The following is a 15,711-nucleotide window of genomic DNA, read 5'->3' on the forward strand; positions in this document are numbered from 1 at the left end:
GGGCGCGTATACCAAACCCCGCGCTGACTGTGGCGATTTGTCGACACCCCAACGGTGTAAATCACCCCGTAGTGGACAGTTGGGCTGCTCCGAGCCCCGCAACCGGCCACCGGCCGCGTAACTTTGTCGCTGACCCGACCAGGCGCGTCGGGGCGCGCGGCCGGTGCCGCGCACGGCGTTGAAGCGATGAGCGCGGCCGAGCCCCAACGGCGGTCGGCGGGGCTCGCCGCACCGCTCAACCGCCGAACCGTTGGACACCCTCAGACGACAGTCGGAGCAGCCTTGGCACGGAAGATCGGTAGCCGGTACACCGCAGGCCAGGTCCTGGGGCGCGGCAGCGTCGGCACGGTGTGGCTGGGCGAGGGTCCCGATGGGCCGGTCGCCATCAAGCTGCTGCGCGAGGAGCTCGCCGCCGACCAGGAACTCGTCGGCCGCTTCGTGCACGAGCGCGCCGCGCTGCTGAGCCTGGACCACCCGCACGTCGTCGGCGTGCGCGACCTGGTGATCGACGGCAACGACCTCGCCCTGGTCATGGACCTGATCCGGGGCACCGACCTGCGCACCCGGCTCAACCACGAACGCCGCCTCGCCCCCGAGGCGGCCGTCGCGATCGTCGCCGACGTCGCCGACGCGCTCGCCGCCGCCCACGCCGCGCAGATCGTGCACCGCGACGTCAAGCCCGAGAACGTCCTCCTCGACATGCAGGGCCCGCTCGGACCCGGCGGCGCCCACCCCGCGCTGCTCACCGACTTCGGCGTGGCCCGCCTGGTGGACGCGCCGGGCCGACACCGCGCCAAGGAGGGCGCCGGCACCCGCGCGGCCAGCAGCAACAGCGTCATCGGCACCCCCGACTACCTCGCCCCCGAGATCATCGAGGGCCTCCCGCCACGGGCCAGCGTGGACGTGTACGCGCTGGCCACCGTGTTGTACGAACTGCTCGCCGGCTTCACCCCATTCGGCGGCGGCCACCCCGGCGCGGTGCTGCGGCGCCACGTCACCGAGACCGTGGCCCCGCTGCCCGGCATCCCGGACGAGCTGTGGCAGCTCACCGTCCAGTGCCTGGCCAAGGCCCCGGCCTCCCGGCTGCGCGCCGCCGAGCTGGCCGCCCGGCTGCGCGAACTGCTGCCCAGCCTCGCCGGCATGCCCCCGCTCGACATCGACGAGCCGGGCGACGAGTCGTCGGGCGAGTACGAGGGCGGGTACGGGAACTACGAGAACGGCGCCGGCGCCCCGCAGCCGCCGGTCGGCGAGCCGCGCCGGCGCGGCGCGGTGCCGCTGGTGCCGGGCGCCGTCGCCGACTCCAGCCGCGACACCCACACCAGCATGCGGGCCCCGACGTCGGCCGAGCTGGCGGGCGGCGCGCACGGCACGGCCCGCGCCCCGCGTGCCAGCGGCCAACGCCGCGCCGGGTCGGCCCGGCACCGCTCGGAACCGGAGGCGGTGCGCCGCCGCCGGATCAAGCTCGGCGCCGCCGCCGCTGCCGCCCTCATCGCCGCGGGCGTGGGGGGCTACCTCGCGGTCGGCGGCGACGACGGCGGGGACACCGAGTCCCCCGGCGTGCACCAGTCCGAGCGCACTCCGTGACGCCGCGTGCCGCGCGCGTACCCCGGGCGTCCGCCCCGGGGTACGCGTGAGCGGCCCGCCGGGCCCACGGCACCGCCGCCGCGGCGCCCCACACCGCCTCCGCCGGTTCATCGTTCCAGCTCAGAGGCGTACGGGCCGGGGTGGGTACGCGGCCGGGCGGGGTGGGGTCGGGTAACCGTTAGGCTGGGGGTGTGGCAGTCGTCGATGTATCCGAAGAGCTGAAGTCCCTCTCCTCCACCATGGGGTCGATCGAGGCGGTCCTCGATCTGGACAAGATGAGGACCGACATCGCCGTGCTTGAGGAGCAGGCCGCGGCGCCGTCCCTCTGGGACGACCCGGACAACGCGCAGAAGGTGACGAGCCAGCTCTCCTACCTCCAGGGGCAGCTTCGCCGCACCGAGGAACTGCGCGGCCGGATCGACGACCTCGAGGTGCTCTTCGAACTGGCCGAGGCCGAGGACGACGCGGACGCCCGCGCCGAGGCCGAGGCCGAGCTGACCTCGGTCCGCAAGGCGCTGGACGAGATGGAGGTCCGCACGCTGCTGTCCGGTGAGTACGACGCCCGCGAGGCCCTCGTCAACATCCGGGCCGAGGCCGGCGGCGTGGACGCCGCCGACTTCGCCGAGCAGCTCCAGCGGATGTACCTGCGCTGGGCCGAGCGGCACGGCTACAAGACCGAGGTCTACGACACCTCGTACGCGGAGGAGGCCGGCATCAAGTCCTCCACCTTCGCCGTCCAGATCCCGTACGCGTACGGCACGCTCTCCGTCGAACAGGGCACCCACCGCCTGGTGCGCATCTCGCCCTTCGACAACCAGGGCCGCCGCCAGACGTCGTTCGCCGGCGTCGAGGTGCTGCCCGTGGTGGAGCAGACCGACCACGTCGAGATCGACGAGTCCGAGCTGCGGATCGACGTGTACCGCTCGTCCGGGCCCGGCGGCCAGGGCGTGAACACCACCGACTCGGCGGTGCGACTCACCCACATCCCCACCGGCATCGTCGTCTCCTGTCAGAACGAGCGCTCGCAGATCCAGAACAAGGCGACCGCGATGAACGTCCTGCAGGCCAAGCTCCTTGAGCGGCGCCGCCAGGAGGACCAGGCCAAGATGGACGCGCTCAAGGGCGACGGCGGCAACTCCTGGGGCAACCAGATGCGTTCGTACGTCCTGCACCCCTACCAGATGGTCAAGGACCTGCGCACCGGCCACGAGGTGGGCAACCCGCAGGCCGTCCTCGACGGCGAGATCGACGGCTTCCTCGAGGCGGGCATCCGCTGGCGCAAGCAGCAGGAGAAGTAGCACCACACGGCGCGCTGCCACCGCCGCCCCGAGGCACGGCGAGCCGCCGCGTCGACCAGGGGTACGGCGCGAATCCGCCGCCCCCGCTCCACCCACGAAGGGCCCGTCCGCTGTGCGGCGGGCCCTTTCGTTTCCCGCCCGTCGCCCCCTGGCCGCCGGCCGACGGACTGTCAACGGGCCCGTCCCGGCCGGCCTTTAGGTCACGGTTACATCCCGTGGTGGTCGCCAACTCGCTGCAAGGCGGACATCTCGCACGGAACGACCTTGACGGTGATGGGATAAGTGGGAAGGCTGGCGCGCGGCATGCGTATGAACTGGGGCACGTGCGAGTGGGGCCCGCGGCTGGTCTGTTGTGAGACCCGTGCCGCGAGACGCAGCCCCGGGCCGTGACCCCGTGCATAGCTGCTCCATTGACGAGTACAGCTACTGGGGGTAGCAGGCAGATGACCAAAAAGACGCGGTTGCGCGTTGCGCGGATCGTCGCGGGCACGGTGATCGCCGCTGGCGCGTCGCTCACCGCGGCGGGCGCCGCTTCGGCCGTCGGCATCGACGTCAACGTGGGCGGGGTGGGAGTAAAGGCCGAGGCCGACAAGGACGGTCTGGGGGCGCGCGTCGCGGTGGACGACCCGCCGCCGACGCCGACCCAGGAGCCGACCGGCATCCCGACGCCGCCGACGAACCCGCCGACGAGCCCGCCCACCAACCCGCCCACGAATCCGCCGACGAACCCGCCGACGAATCCGCCCACCAACCCGCCGACGAACCCGCCCACGAATCCGCCCACCAACCCGCCGACGAACCCGCCCACGAATCCGCCCACGAATCCGCCCACCAACCCGCCCACCGGCGAGCCGACCAACCCGCCGACCAACCCGCCCACGGGTGAGCCCACCGACCCGCCGACCGGCCAGCCCACGGGCCAGCCGACCGGCGGCCCCACCACCCAGCCGACCGCCCCGGGCGGCGGCACCGGTGGCACCGGCGGTGACAACGGCGACAACGGCGACAACGCGGGCACCTGCCCGGTCGGCACGGACGGCACCGACTGCGCGGACGACAACACCGACACCGACAGCGCGGGCGCGCAGCCGGTGCAGCAGAGCAAGCCCAAGGAGGAGCTGGCGGAGACCGGCGCCTCCGAGACGACCTTCCTGGTCGTCGGCGCGGCCACCATGATCGCGGGCGGCATCGGCTTCCGCGTCATGCCGCGTCTGATCAGCCGCAACGCCGCCGCGGCCTGATCGAGGCGGTGAGCGGGCCGCGCCACACCGGCTGAGCCGGCGCGAGCCCGGCGCACACCACCGCACCACGGCGAGGGGCCCACGACGCACTACGCGCCGTGGGCCCCTCGTCGCACTCCGGGCGCCGGCGCGCGCAACGAGGGCCCGCACGGGCAGGCGTCAACGCCCGTACGCGACGGAACGGGTGCGATGCTGGACGGATCGTGTGCGTCGGCTCGGCGGGTCGTCCACCCGCGGGCCGTCGACGTGCGCTAGACGGCCACCTCGTGGGCCACCGCGGCCACCGCGATCAGCGCTATGAGCAGGGCGATCAACGCCGCGGGGGTCAGCCCGGCGAGCGGGCCCTCCTGCTGCGTGCGCCGCTGTGCCCGGCAGACCGGGCAGCGACCCTCGCTGACGGGACTGGCGCAGTTGGCGCAGACAAGCCTGTCGTACGTCATGCGCTCTCCTCCTCCCGTATGCGGCGCAGCCGCTGTCTCTCTACTGGGCAAACGCTTCGGTACGAGCGCTTGTTCCTCTCCCACTGTGCCAGCTTCCGCCCACTTCGGCGCGCTCCGCGCGAATCGCCCGGCGGGCGGGCCGTGCACCGTCCGGGTTGCCGTCGTTTTGTCCCCGCTGCGGCCCGCGGCAAACCCCCCAACCACCGACGCCGACTGCGCGCCCCCACGCGGTTCGCGTAAGGTCACGCTCACCGACGGGAGCCGCGCCAGTGGCAGCCCGTACCCCCTATACAGGTCGACCGTGGTGCATTCGTGATCCGATTCGACAACGTCTCCAAGACCTATCCCAAGCAGACCCGCCCCGCGTTGCGTGACGTCTCGCTGGAGATCGCCAAGGGCGAGTTCGTCTTCCTGGTGGGCTCCTCCGGGTCGGGCAAGTCCACCTTCCTGCGGCTGCTGCTGCGCGAGGAGCGGGCCAGCCACGGCGCCGTGCACGTGCTGGGCAAGGACCTCGCGCGGCTGTCCAACTGGAAGGTGCCGCAGATGCGCCGCCAGCTCGGCACGGTCTTCCAGGACTTCCGACTGCTGCCCAACAAGACCGTGGGGGAGAACGTCGCCTTCGCGCTGGAGGTCATCGGCAAGCCGCGCGGCGCGATCCGCAAGACGGTGCCCGAGGTGCTCGACCTGGTCGGCCTCGGCGGCAAGCAGGACCGGATGCCGGGCGAGCTGTCCGGTGGTGAGCAGCAGCGGGTCGCCATCGCCCGCGCGTTCGTCAACCGGCCGATGCTCCTGATCGCGGACGAACCCACCGGCAACCTCGACCCGCAGACCTCGGTCGGCATCATGAAGCTGCTCGACCGGATCAACAGGACCGGGACGACGGTGGTCATGGCCACCCACGACCAGCAGATCGTCGACCAGATGCGCAAGCGCGTGATCGAACTTGAAAAGGGCCGTCTCGTACGCGACCAGTCGCGCGGCGTCTACGGCTACCAGCACTGAAAGGACGCCATGCGCGCCCAGTTCGTCCTGTCGGAGATCGGCGTCGGTCTCCGCCGCAATCTGACGATGACCTTCGCCGTGATCGTCTCCGTGGCCCTCTCCCTGGCGTTGTTCGGGGCGTCCCTGCTGATGAGCGAGCAGGTCGACTCGATGAAGGGCTACTGGTACGACAAGGTCAACGTATCGATCTTCCTCTGCAACAAGAACGACAAGGAGACCTCGCCCAACTGCGAGAAGGGCGCCGTCACCGACGACCAGAAGAAGGAGATCCGCTCCGAGCTGGAGCGGATGAACCTCGTCGAGACGGTGCACTTCGAGAGCAGCGAGGAGGCGTTCAAGCACTACAAGGAGGAGTTCGGCGACTCCCCCCTGGCCAGCTCGCTGACCGCCGACCAGATGCAGGAGTCGTTCCGGGTCAAGCTCAAGGACCCCGAGCAGTACAAGGTCATCTCCAGCGCCTTCGCCGCCAGACCCGGCGTGCAGGAGGTGCAGGACCAGAAGGCCGTGCTCGAACCCCTCTTCAACCTGCTCAGCGGCATGAACTTCGCGGCGCTCGGGGTGATGGCGCTGATGCTCGTGGTCGCGCTGCTCCTGATCGTCAACACGGTGCGCGTCTCCGCGTTCAGCCGTCGCCGCGAGACCGGCATCATGCGGCTCGTGGGCGCCTCCAGCTTCTACATCCAGATGCCCTTCATCATGGAAGCCGCCATCGCCGGCCTGATCGGCGCGGTGTTCGCCTGCGTGCTGCTGGTCACCGGGCAACAGGTGCTGGTGAACGGCTGGCTCGCGGACCACATCAGCGTCATCGACTTCATCGGCTGGGACGCGGTGATCTCCAAGCTCCCGCTGGTGCTCGCGATCGGCCTGCTCATGCCCGCTCTTGCCGCCTTCTTCGCGTTGCGCAAGTACCTCAAGGTGTGACGTACGCCCAGGGCGCCGTACGGCCAACACCCCGTACGGCGTCCGGTCGTGGCCTAGACTCGCCGGCATGTCGGGCCTGTGGATGAATCGTCCGCTCCGCTCCGCTCCGGCTGGCAGACAGCCCGTGGACGCCGAGCCCCGGCTCCGCCGTACCCATCGCGGGGCCGCCCTGTCCCTGGTGTTCGCCAGCGTCCTCGCGACCGGCGCGGCCACCGGCACCTGGAGCGAGGAGTCCGCCTCGGCGGAGCCGTCGCGGCGCGCCCCCCACCTCCCCGCGGACCCCGCCACCAACTCCCGCCCCGCCGCCGGCTCGCACGGCTACGGCGCCCCCGCGGCCTCCCCGCCCGAGCACGAGGGCGCCACGCGCGACGTGAGCCGCAGCGGTGACCGTTGGAGTTCCGTCTACTCGCCGCGCGAGTACGAGGGGTACCAGCGCGGCCTCGAAGGCCAGTACGTGGGCGTGGGGCTGTGGGCGCGCCGGATGCCCGACGGGGCCATCGCCGTGGACCGGGTCCAGCCCGGCAGCCCGGCGGACCGGGCCGGGGTCCGCCCCGGCGACCGACTCAGATCCGTCGACGGCGTGCCCGTCACGGGCAGACCCGTCACCGAGGTCGTCGCCCGACTGCGCGGCGACCTCCCGGCCGGGGAACCGACGGCCACCGAAGTGGAGCGCGGCGAGCACCCCGCCGCCGCCCGCCGGGCGGCAGCGCCCGACGCCGACCTGGAGCCGGGTCAGGACACCGACCGGGTCCAGCGGCCCGATGCCCCGGAGACCGCGCGGCGGACGGCCGGGACGACCCCCGACGGCGACAGCACGGCCCCCCAGGACACGGACCCGCGGGTGGACGCGCCCCCGGCCGACCCCGTCGACCCGGCAGCCACGCCTCCGCGGACCAACCCCCACGCCGACCCGGACCACGCCGGCGGGGACCACACGGAGCCAGGCCAGGACGCCGCCCGGCCGACCGGTGGCGACGCCGGTGGCGACGCGGAGCGGCGGGGCACGGCCCAGCGCGCGACCAGGTCGAGCGACCACGCGGGCCCCGGCGCCGCGAGCGGGCCGGCCGGCAGCCGGGTGGTGCTGGGCCTGGAGCGCGCGGGCCGCCAGTGGACCGAGACCCTGCGCCGCTCCCGGCTCGTCACCAGGAACGTCACGGTAGGTCGGCTCACCAGCGGCGAACCCGACGCGACCCGCATCAAGGTCGACGCCTTCACCAAGGACACCGGCGAGCAGGTCCGCGAGGCGGTGCGCGCGGCCCCCGAGGGTGACGGGCTCCTGCTCGACCTGCGCGGCAACTCCGGCGGCCTGGTCACCGAGGCCGCGACCGCGGCCTCCGCCTTCCTCGACGGCGGCCTCGTCGCCACCTACGACGTACGCGGGGAGCAGCGCGTGGTCAACGCCGAGCCCGGCGGCGACACCCAGACCCCGCTGGTGGTGCTGGTGGACGGCGGCACGATGAGCGCCGGTGAGCTGCTGACCGGGGCGTTGCAGGACCGGGGGCGGGCCGTCGTGATCGGCTCGCGGACCTTCGGCAAGGGCTCGGTCCAGATGCCGACCGAGCGCCCCGACGGCTCGGTGGCCCAGGAGACCGTGGGCCACTACCGCACCCCCGTGGGGCGGGGCGTCGAGGGCGTGGGCATCACCCCCGACCTGACCGTGGGCGACGACGCCGAACAGCGGGCCCAGTCAGTATTGAGTGGCCTAGGGGGCGGGGCCTAGTGCGACAATGGCCGCGCTATGGCTAAAGAGACGGGACGCAAGCTGATCGCGCAGCACAAGAAGGCGCGACACGACTACCACATCCTCGACACGTACGAGTGCGGCCTGGTGCTGACCGGCACCGAGGTCAAGTCGCTACGTCAGGGCCGGGCCTCCCTCGTGGACGGCTTCGTGCAGATCGACGGCCACGAGGCGTGGCTGCACAACGTGCACGTGCCGGAGTACACGCAGGGCACCTGGACCAACCACTCGGCCCGGCGCAAGCGCAAGCTGCTGCTCCACCGGGCGGAGATCGACAAGCTGGAGTCGAAGTCCCAGGAGACGGGCCACACCATCGTCCCGCTGGCTCTGTACTTCAAGGACGGCCGGGCCAAGGTCGAGATCGCGTTGGCCAAGGGCAAGAAGGAGTACGACAAGCGGCAGACGCTGCGCGAGAAGCAGGACCAGCGCGAGGCGCAGCGGGCCATCTCGGCCGTACGCCGCCGCCAGCGGGCCTAGCGGCGCCCGGCGGGCCGGCGGGCGCCTCGGCCCGGCCCAGCCGGCCGCCGGCTTCCGGTTCGGCCGACGGTCGCGGGAATAGGCTGGCACGTACGGTTGCTGTTCACGTACGATGGCACTCGCCCCGCTCAGCCGGGGCAACCCCGCAAGGGGAGCGCATTGAAAACACCACATGGGGATGATCGGTTTCGACAGCGGCTGTCGAAGCAGGGGAAGCGTGTCGAGAAAGCGGCAATGATCTCGTAAACCATATGCCGAAAACAATAATCGCCAATTCCAAGCGCGATTCCTTCGCCCTCGCTGCCTAAGTAGCGACTGCGCGAAGTGTCAGCCCGGGGCTGTTCCCGACCCGGATCCTGGCATCAGCTAGGGGACTAAACCACCAGATCCGGCCACGGGGTCTGGTGGGAAACCAAACAGTGGCTGGGCCCGTCGGAGACTTGTTCGCGTGATCTCCGGGGCCGAGAAAAGCGCAGCGAACTGCACACGGAGAAGCCCTGATTCCGCACCGTTGGACGCGGGTTCGATTCCCGCCATCTCCACGAAGGCGAGAGGCGAGGTGTGCCTGCGGAAAGCGCAGGCCGTCTCGCCTTCGTCGTTTCTGCGCGGACTGCGTCCGCGCGGGCGGGGGCTTCGCCACCCGCGGCCCCCTCGGGGTGGGTGGGTGGTTGCGGTGGGTGGTGATGTTGCGGTTGTTTGTGGCGAGGGCCTCCCTATGGGGTGGGCGCCTCGCTTTTTTGTTGAGCTGGCGTGGACTTCGTCCTACGCGGGCGGGGCCACGGGGGTGGGGGTGCGTGGACTTCGTCCTACGCGGTGGGGGTGGGCCGGCGTGGACTTCGTCCTACGCGGGGGTGGCCCGGTGGTTGGGGGGTGCGTGGACTTCGTCCTACGCGGATGGGGCCACGGGGGTGGGGGTGCGTGGACTTCGTCCTACGTGGGGAGGCCATGGGAACGGGCTTGCGTGGACTTCGTCCTACGCGGGTGGTTGCGGGGGCGGGCTGCGTGGGGCTCGTCCTGCGCGGGGGGTGGTGTTCCGGGGGCGGGTCAGTGGTCGCGGATGGCGGCGGGGTGGGTGTTGATCCAGCGCTTGAGGGCCTGGGCGGCGGTGTGGGCTGGTTCGCGGGCCAGGGAGTCGACCTCGGCGGACTCGTCGCCCGGCAACTCGTTCTCCATGCCGCGCACGATCTCCAGCGGCTCCGCGTACGTCCGCTCGCCGTTCGGCGTCGCGCGCATCGCCTGGCCAAGGGCCCGGATGTCGCCCACAAGGCGGCGCAACTGGCGCGTGCAGTCGCCCTCGCCGCACCGGGGGCTCTCGGCCGACCGGAACGCGGCGACCGCGTTGGGCACCGTGCGCTCCGTCAGGCTCACCGCCTTCGCGTCGTTCTCCGAGCCGGTGGAGCAGGCGCCGACGAGCCCGAGCGTCAGGGTGAGGGCCACGGTCGCCGCGGCCCGGCGGGTTCTCCGTCGGCGGTGTGGTTTCTGGTGGGGGAGTGGGTGTGGGGGTCGGTGTGACGGATGGGGCGTGCTGGCGAAACGTACGTGGACACGCGAACTCGTCATGGAAATCCCCCGTGTTATCGCTCAATGGCATTGATCGGCGAACAGTGTTGCTCACGGTGCCTTCGGTCCGCAGGTGAGTGCGGGGTTTCGTCTGGTCGCATCGCGCCATCGGCTGGAAAGGTTCGGTCGGCGGTGGTGAGCGCCGCTCGCGAGGCGCGGGTGGCGGGTGCCAGGGGCGTGCCGGGCGGGAAATACTGGCGGACCGAGCCCGCCCCCGAGGCACTGGCGGGCTTGGATCTCCGCGTCGGCCAGGGCCGGGCGGCGCGTGGTGGACGACGGGCAGAAGCGGGGCGAGGCAGATGCAGGCGGATCACGACCAGCCGACCGGAGCCGACGAGGCGGGCGGGCCCGAGCGGCACGGCGGCGACGCGGGCGCCGAGACGGGCGTACGGGAGGACGGGGGCGCGGCCGGGCGTGGGGGGACGCCGCTCGTCGGGTTCACCGTCGGGGTGACGGCGGCCCGGCGCGCGGAGGAGCTGATCGCGCTGGTGGAGCGGCGCGGGGCCACGGTGGTGCACGCGCCCGCGATGCGCATCGTCCCGCTCGCCGACGACGGCGAACTGCGCGCTGCCACCGGGCAGTTGGTCGAGCGCGGGCCCGATGTGGTGATCGCCACCACCGCCGTCGGCTTCCGTGGCTGGACCGAGGCCGCCGATGGCTGGGGGCTGGGCGACGCGCTCCTCGACCGGTTCCGGGGCGCGGAGCTGTTGGCCCGCGGGCCCAAGGTGCGCGGCGCGATCCGCGCCGCCGGCCTGACCGAGGACTGGTCACCCGCCTCCGAGTCGATGGCCGAGGTGCTCGACCGGTTGCTGGCCACGGGCGTGGCCGGGCGCCGGATCGCGGTGCAGTTGCACGGCGAGCCGCTCACGGAGTTCGTGGCGGCGCTGCGGGACGCGGGCGCCGACGTGGTCGGGGTGCCCGTCTACCGGTGGCTGCCGCCCGAGGACCCGGGCCCGCTCGACGGGCTGATCGACGCCTCGGTCGCCCGTACCGTGGACGCGATCACCTTCACCAGCGCGCCCGCGGCCACCAGCCTGCTGGACCGGGCCCGGGAGCGCGGCCTGCGCGAGGCGCTCGTCGACGCGCTGCGCCACGACGTGCTGGCGGCCTGCGTCGGCCCGGTCACCGCGCAGCCGCTGGCCGCGTACGACGTGCCCACCGCGGCGCCCGAGCGGTTCCGGCTCGGGCCGCTGGTGCAGGTGCTGTGCCAGGAGCTTCCGGCGCGGGCGCCGGTGCTGCGGGTCGGGAGCCACGGGGTGGCGGTGCGGGGGCGGGTGGCGCTCGTGGACGGCGAGCCGCGATCGGTGACGCCGGCCCAGGCCGCGCTGTTGCGCGCGCTTTCCCGCCGTCCGGGCCAGGTGGTGGCGCCGGCCGCGTTGCTGCGCGCGCTGCCCGACCCGGTGGGCGGCGAGGGCGCGGTCGGGGCGGCGGTGGCCGGGCTGGACGCCGCGCTCGGCGTGCCGGGGCTGGTCGAGGCCGTCGCCGACCGCGGGTACCGGCTGGCGGCGCCGGAGCCGGGCCCGGGCGACGGGGCGCGGCTCGGCGACGCCTAGCGCGCCGGGGCACGGAGCCGCTCGCGTTCCGGGCCGGTGCGCGGCGCGTCGGGCTCGGGCGTGTCGGGAGGGTTCCGGCCGGCGGCCGGGGGCGGCACTCTGGAAGCGGAGGTTCCTCGCGGGCGTCCGGTGGCACCGTGCGTCCCGGGCACTGAGGGAGTGGTGGGCGGATGGCGGTCTCGGCCTCGTACGAGCTGCGTTTCGACGCCGGGCGGGTCTGTCTCGACCTGGTGGCCACGGTCGGCGGCCGGCTCGGCGACGAGCCCGTCGAGCGGCTGGACGGGCCAGGCCGGCTCGGTCAGTGGCTGCTCGGCGCCGGCCTGCTGCCGCCGGGCGTACGGCTGGACGCCGTGGACGCCGGTTGGCTCGCCCGCTTCCACGCGTTGCGGGACCTGCTGGGCCGCGTCGTGTGCGCCGAACTCGACGGGCGGGCCACCGACGCCGACCTGGCCCGGGTCAACGCGCTGGCCAGCGCCGCGCCGCCGGTCGTGCGGGCGGTGCGGGCCGCGGACGGCACCCTGGTACGTACGCTCGCCGCCCGCCCCGACTGCGGCGCGCTGCTCGCCCAGATCGCCAGGGACGCGGTGGACCTGCTCACCGACCAGCGGGCGCGCGGGCAGTTGCGGCGCTGCGAGGGGGAGGCGTGCGCGGTGATCTACCTGGACACCTCGCGCGGCCGGCGCCGCCGGTGGTGCTCCAGCGAGGTGTGCGGCAACCGGGAACGGGTGGCCCGCCACCGCAGGCGCGCGGTGGCCGCCCGGGGCTGACGGCGCGGGGCGTGCGCCGTGCGTGAGGCGGAGTCGGACGTTCCTGATGTGGCATCAATTAATGCACGCACAGCGGGAGTTGGTGTGAGAACGTGGAAGCGCCACAGGCCCCGGTCGGGGGTCCGGGGCCTGTGTGCGCGGGTCGGTGGTGCCTTCATGTCCTGGCCGCTACGGGCGGTGAGCTGACCGCCGCGTAACGGAAGGTGAAGGCGGGCCGGCCCCATGCGTAGCCGCCCGGGTCGCCGGCGGCGGCCCGGGCGGCCTTCCTCGCGCGACCCCGGCCCGGCCCCTGGGACCGCCCCCGGGCGCGTCCCCGCGTGGCGGCCTCCGAGCGCGAGGCCGGGCCCGAGCGCACGGCCCCGGGCTCCGGCTCGCACGCTCGCGGCGCGGTGCCGACCCGGCTCGGGCGGCGTGGCGGGGGCCGCGGACCGGTCACCCGCTCCACTGGGCGGGCACCGAGGCGTGCGCGGACTGCCCCGGTTCGCGTACGGTTGACGGCTGCCCTACGCACACAGAAGGGGGCCTGGGTGGCCGCGCACAACGCCACGCACGCAGCATCCGTCACGTCCCGGCACGCCGAGCCCGGGACCGAGGGTGCCCGTGACCGGGAGATCCGGGTCGAGCAGCGACATCTCAACCGGGTCTACCGGCGTCTTGAGGAGAAGATCCACGAGGCCGAGTACCTGATGGACGACGCGGCCAAGGGGGGTCAGGTGGGCACCCCCGGCGCGCTCGCCGAGCGCGACGCGCAGGTCTTCCGCGCCGGGGTTCACCTGAACCGGTTGAACAACGAGTTCGAGGACTTCCTCTTCGGCCGCATCGACCTGCTGCTCGGCAAGGACGGCAAGCGCGGCCCGGACGGCGCGTACACCTCCGTCGAGCCCGCGGACGACGCCGTACGCACCGGCGACGCCGGCGACCCGCACGCCGACATCGCCGAGACGCTGCACATCGGGCGGCTCGGCGTGCTCGACGCCGAGTACACGCCGCTGGTCATCGACTGGCGCGCGCCGGCCGCCGCGCCGTTCTACCGGGCCACCCCGGTCGCCCCGGGGCGGGTGGTGCGCCGGCGCGTCATCCGCAGCAAGGGGCGCAAGGTGCTCAGCGTCGAGGACGACCTGCTGCGTCCCGAGCTGACCGCCTCGCTCGACGGGGAGCCGCTGTCGATCATCGGCGACGGCGCCCTGATGGCCGCGCTCGGCCGGGCCCGCGGGCACACCATGCGCGACATCGTCTCCTCCATTCAGGCCGAACAGGACCTGGTGATCCGCGCGCCGGCCAACTCCGTCACCGAGGTCGAGGGCGGGCCCGGCACCGGCAAGACCGCCGTGGCCCTGCACCGCGCCGCCTACCTGCTGTACCAGGACCGGCGCCGGTACGCGGGCGGCATCCTCATCGTCAGCCCGACCCCGCTGCTCGTCGCGTACACCGAGGGCGTGCTGCCCTCGCTCGGCGAGGAGGGGCAGGTCGCCATCCGGGCGCTCGGCTCCCTGTCCGAGGCGGCCGAGCCGTCCGAGCGGGGCGGCGCCGGCGGCGGCAGTGGTGCGCCGGCGTACGACGAGCCGGCCGTGGCCCGGGTCAAGGGCTCCATCCGGATGGCGAAGGTGCTGCGCAAGGCGGCCAGGGGCGCGCTCACGCTGCCCGGCCCCGCGCCGCTGACCAGCGCCGACGAGGACGGTGACGGGGAGGGGCAGCTCAGCTTCGACGGGCTCGGCGCCGAAGGCCGGCGCGCGGGCGGGCCGCCTGACCACCTGCGGGTGGTGGCGTTCGGCGCCCGGATCGAGTTGGACGCGCAGAAGCTGCGGCAGATCCGACAGGCGGTGCTCAGCGGCACCGCGCCGGTGAACCTGATGCGCCCGCGCGCGAGACGGCTGCTCCTCGACGCCCTGTGGTCGGCCTCGGGCGGGCCGCGCCGCTACCAGGACCCGGAGTTGGCGGCCGAGGCGCGCGAGGCGTTCGACGAGGACATCGCGACGGAGACGGAGTTCACCGACTTCCTCGCCGCGTGGTGGCCCGAGTTGACGCCGCGCCGGGTGCTGGCCGCGATGGCCGACGAGAAGCGGCTGGCCCGCTGGTCGGGGGCGGGCGGCGGCGGCCGGGGCCGGGTGCTGACCCAGCGCGAGGTGCGGCTGGTCGCCCGTTCGCTGCGGCGCCTGGCCCCCGACGGCAGCGGCCCGCTGTCGGTGCACGACGTGGCCCTCCTCGACGAGTTGCACACGCTGCTCGGCATCCCGGCCCGGCCCCGCAGGCGCGAGGCGGACCCGCTGGACCAGCTCACCGGCCTGGAGGAGCTGTCCACCTACGCCGACCGGTTCGCCGGCCGGCCCAGCCAGGCGGAGCGGCTTGAGCGGCTGCGGGACGAGGGGCGCACGGACTACGCGCACGTCATCGTGGACGAGGCGCAGGACCTGACGCCCATGCAGTGGCGCATGGTGGGGCGGCGGGGCCGGCAGGCCACCTGGACGGTGGTCGGCGACCCGGCGCAGAGCTCCTGGTCCGACCCGGACGAGGCGGCGGCTGCTCGCGACGAGGCGCTGGGCACCCGTCCGCGGCGCCGCTTCCAGCTCACCGTGAACTACCGCAACCCGGCCGAGGTCGCCGAGTTGGCGGCCAGGGTGCTGGCCCTCGCGATGCCCGGCACGGTGCCCCCGACCGCCGTCCGCTCCACCGGCCTCACCCCGCGCTTCGTGGTGCTCGGCGACGATCCGGGCGCCGTGCTGCGCGCGGAGGTGCGGCGGCTGCTGGCCGAGGTGGACGGCACGGTCGGCGTGGTGGTCGCGATGGAGCGGCGCGCGCGGGCCCGTGCCTGGCTGGCGGAGCTGACCGGGGACGACGCTGAGGCGGGCGCGGGCGCGGGCGCTGGCGTGGGCGCCGGCGCGGGCGTCGGCGGCGCGGGCGAGCCGCGCGGCCGGGTCGTGGTGCTCGGCAGTCTGGAGGCCAAGGGTCTTGAGTACGACGCCACGGTGGTGGTCTCGCCGGCGGAGATCGCGGACGAGTCCCCGGCCGGGCTGCGCGTGTTGTACGTGGCGCTGACGCGGGCCACCCAGCGACTGACCGTCCTCTCCGGCGAGCGGGACGACCCCGACGCCGCGGGCGTGCCGGACCTGCTGCGGGACTGACGCGCGCC

The 15,711-nt window shown here is 73.7% G+C and carries 11 protein-coding genes, 1 other RNA gene and 2 pseudogenes; 12 read left to right on the forward strand and 2 right to left on the reverse strand.

From position 1 onward, the window contains the following. Nucleotides 1-282: 282 nt before the first annotated feature. From H7H31_RS22575 to H7H31_RS22585, 3 genes are all read left to right on the forward strand, one after another. Nucleotides 283-1,584, forward strand: coding sequence for a serine/threonine-protein kinase (locus H7H31_RS22575; protein ID WP_187059709.1), 1,302 nt, complete (start codon nucleotides 283-285; stop codon nucleotides 1,582-1,584). Between the two features lie 191 nt (nucleotides 1,585-1,775). Further along, entirely contained in the window at nucleotides 1,776-2,882 is a 1,107-nt protein-coding gene (prfB, locus tag H7H31_RS22580) for a peptide chain release factor 2 (protein ID WP_187059663.1), read from the forward strand. A gap of 443 nt (nucleotides 2,883-3,325) precedes the next feature. After that, nucleotides 3,326-4,123, forward strand: coding sequence for a hypothetical protein (locus H7H31_RS22585; protein ID WP_187118063.1), 798 nt, complete (start codon nucleotides 3,326-3,328; stop codon nucleotides 4,121-4,123). A 251-nt stretch (nucleotides 4,124-4,374) separates the two neighbouring features. Here H7H31_RS22585 and H7H31_RS22590 read toward each other — a convergent pair whose 3' ends face one another. Then, nucleotides 4,375-4,563: a hypothetical protein gene (locus H7H31_RS22590; protein ID WP_176161907.1), complete on the reverse strand. Its 189-nt coding sequence runs from the start codon at nucleotides 4,561-4,563 to the stop codon at nucleotides 4,375-4,377. Between the two features lie 312 nt (nucleotides 4,564-4,875). On the opposite strand from H7H31_RS22590, the gene ftsE reads away from it, so the two are divergent. The 6 genes and pseudogenes from ftsE (at nucleotide 4,876) to ssrA (ending at nucleotide 9,249) form a co-directional block, all read left to right on the forward strand. Next, nucleotides 4,876-5,565, forward strand: a complete 690-nt coding sequence (gene ftsE, locus H7H31_RS22595) for a cell division ATP-binding protein FtsE (RefSeq protein WP_176161906.1) — start codon at nucleotides 4,876-4,878, stop codon at nucleotides 5,563-5,565. Nucleotides 5,566-5,574: 9 nt separating this feature from the next. After that, on the forward strand, nucleotides 5,575-6,486 hold the full coding sequence (ftsX, locus tag H7H31_RS22600) for a permease-like cell division protein FtsX (RefSeq protein ID WP_187059875.1): 912 nt from the start codon (nucleotides 5,575-5,577) through the stop codon (nucleotides 6,484-6,486). Between the two features lie 481 nt (nucleotides 6,487-6,967). Next, a pseudogene (locus H7H31_RS34850) lies at nucleotides 6,968-7,108 on the forward strand (PDZ domain-containing protein); the annotation flags it as partial. A 417-nt stretch (nucleotides 7,109-7,525) separates the two neighbouring features. After that, nucleotides 7,526-8,206, forward strand: a pseudogene (locus H7H31_RS34855) (S41 family peptidase); the annotation flags it as partial. Nucleotides 8,207-8,224: 18 nt separating this feature from the next. After that, nucleotides 8,225-8,704 (forward strand): SsrA-binding protein SmpB, encoded by a 480-nt coding sequence (gene smpB, locus H7H31_RS22615; protein WP_176161904.1) that lies wholly within the window; start codon nucleotides 8,225-8,227, stop codon nucleotides 8,702-8,704. 174 nt (nucleotides 8,705-8,878) lie between these two features. Then, nucleotides 8,879-9,249, forward strand: a transfer-messenger RNA (tmRNA) gene (gene ssrA / locus H7H31_RS22620). A 499-nt stretch (nucleotides 9,250-9,748) separates the two neighbouring features. Here the strand turns inward: ssrA and H7H31_RS22625 are convergent. After that, complete coding sequence (locus H7H31_RS22625) at nucleotides 9,749-10,141, reverse strand: hypothetical protein (protein ID WP_187118064.1); 393 nt, start codon at nucleotides 10,139-10,141, stop codon at nucleotides 9,749-9,751. A 422-nt stretch (nucleotides 10,142-10,563) separates the two neighbouring features. Here H7H31_RS22625 and H7H31_RS22630 point away from each other — a divergent pair, with 422 nt between their 5' ends. From H7H31_RS22630 to H7H31_RS22640, 3 genes are all read left to right on the forward strand, one after another. Further along, a complete protein-coding gene (locus tag H7H31_RS22630) occupies nucleotides 10,564-11,817 on the forward strand; it encodes a uroporphyrinogen-III synthase (RefSeq protein ID WP_187063075.1) in 1,254 nt (417 codons plus the stop codon). Nucleotides 11,818-11,987: 170 nt separating this feature from the next. Then, the gene (locus H7H31_RS22635) at nucleotides 11,988-12,584 is read left to right on the forward strand and encodes a CGNR zinc finger domain-containing protein (RefSeq protein WP_187063076.1); all 597 of its coding nucleotides are present in this window, start codon (nucleotides 11,988-11,990) and stop codon (nucleotides 12,582-12,584) included. A gap of 527 nt (nucleotides 12,585-13,111) precedes the next feature. After that, nucleotides 13,112-15,703 carry a UvrD-helicase domain-containing protein gene (locus tag H7H31_RS22640; RefSeq protein ID WP_187063077.1) on the forward strand — a complete coding sequence of 864 codons (2,592 nt, stop codon included), beginning with the start codon at nucleotides 13,112-13,114 and terminating at the stop codon, nucleotides 15,701-15,703. The last annotated feature ends 8 nt before the right edge of the window (nucleotides 15,704-15,711 follow it).

This window comes from Streptomyces buecherae, from assembly GCF_014295035.1.
GTDB classification, from domain to species: Bacteria; Actinomycetota; Actinomycetes; order Streptomycetales; family Streptomycetaceae; genus Streptomyces; species Streptomyces youssoufiensis.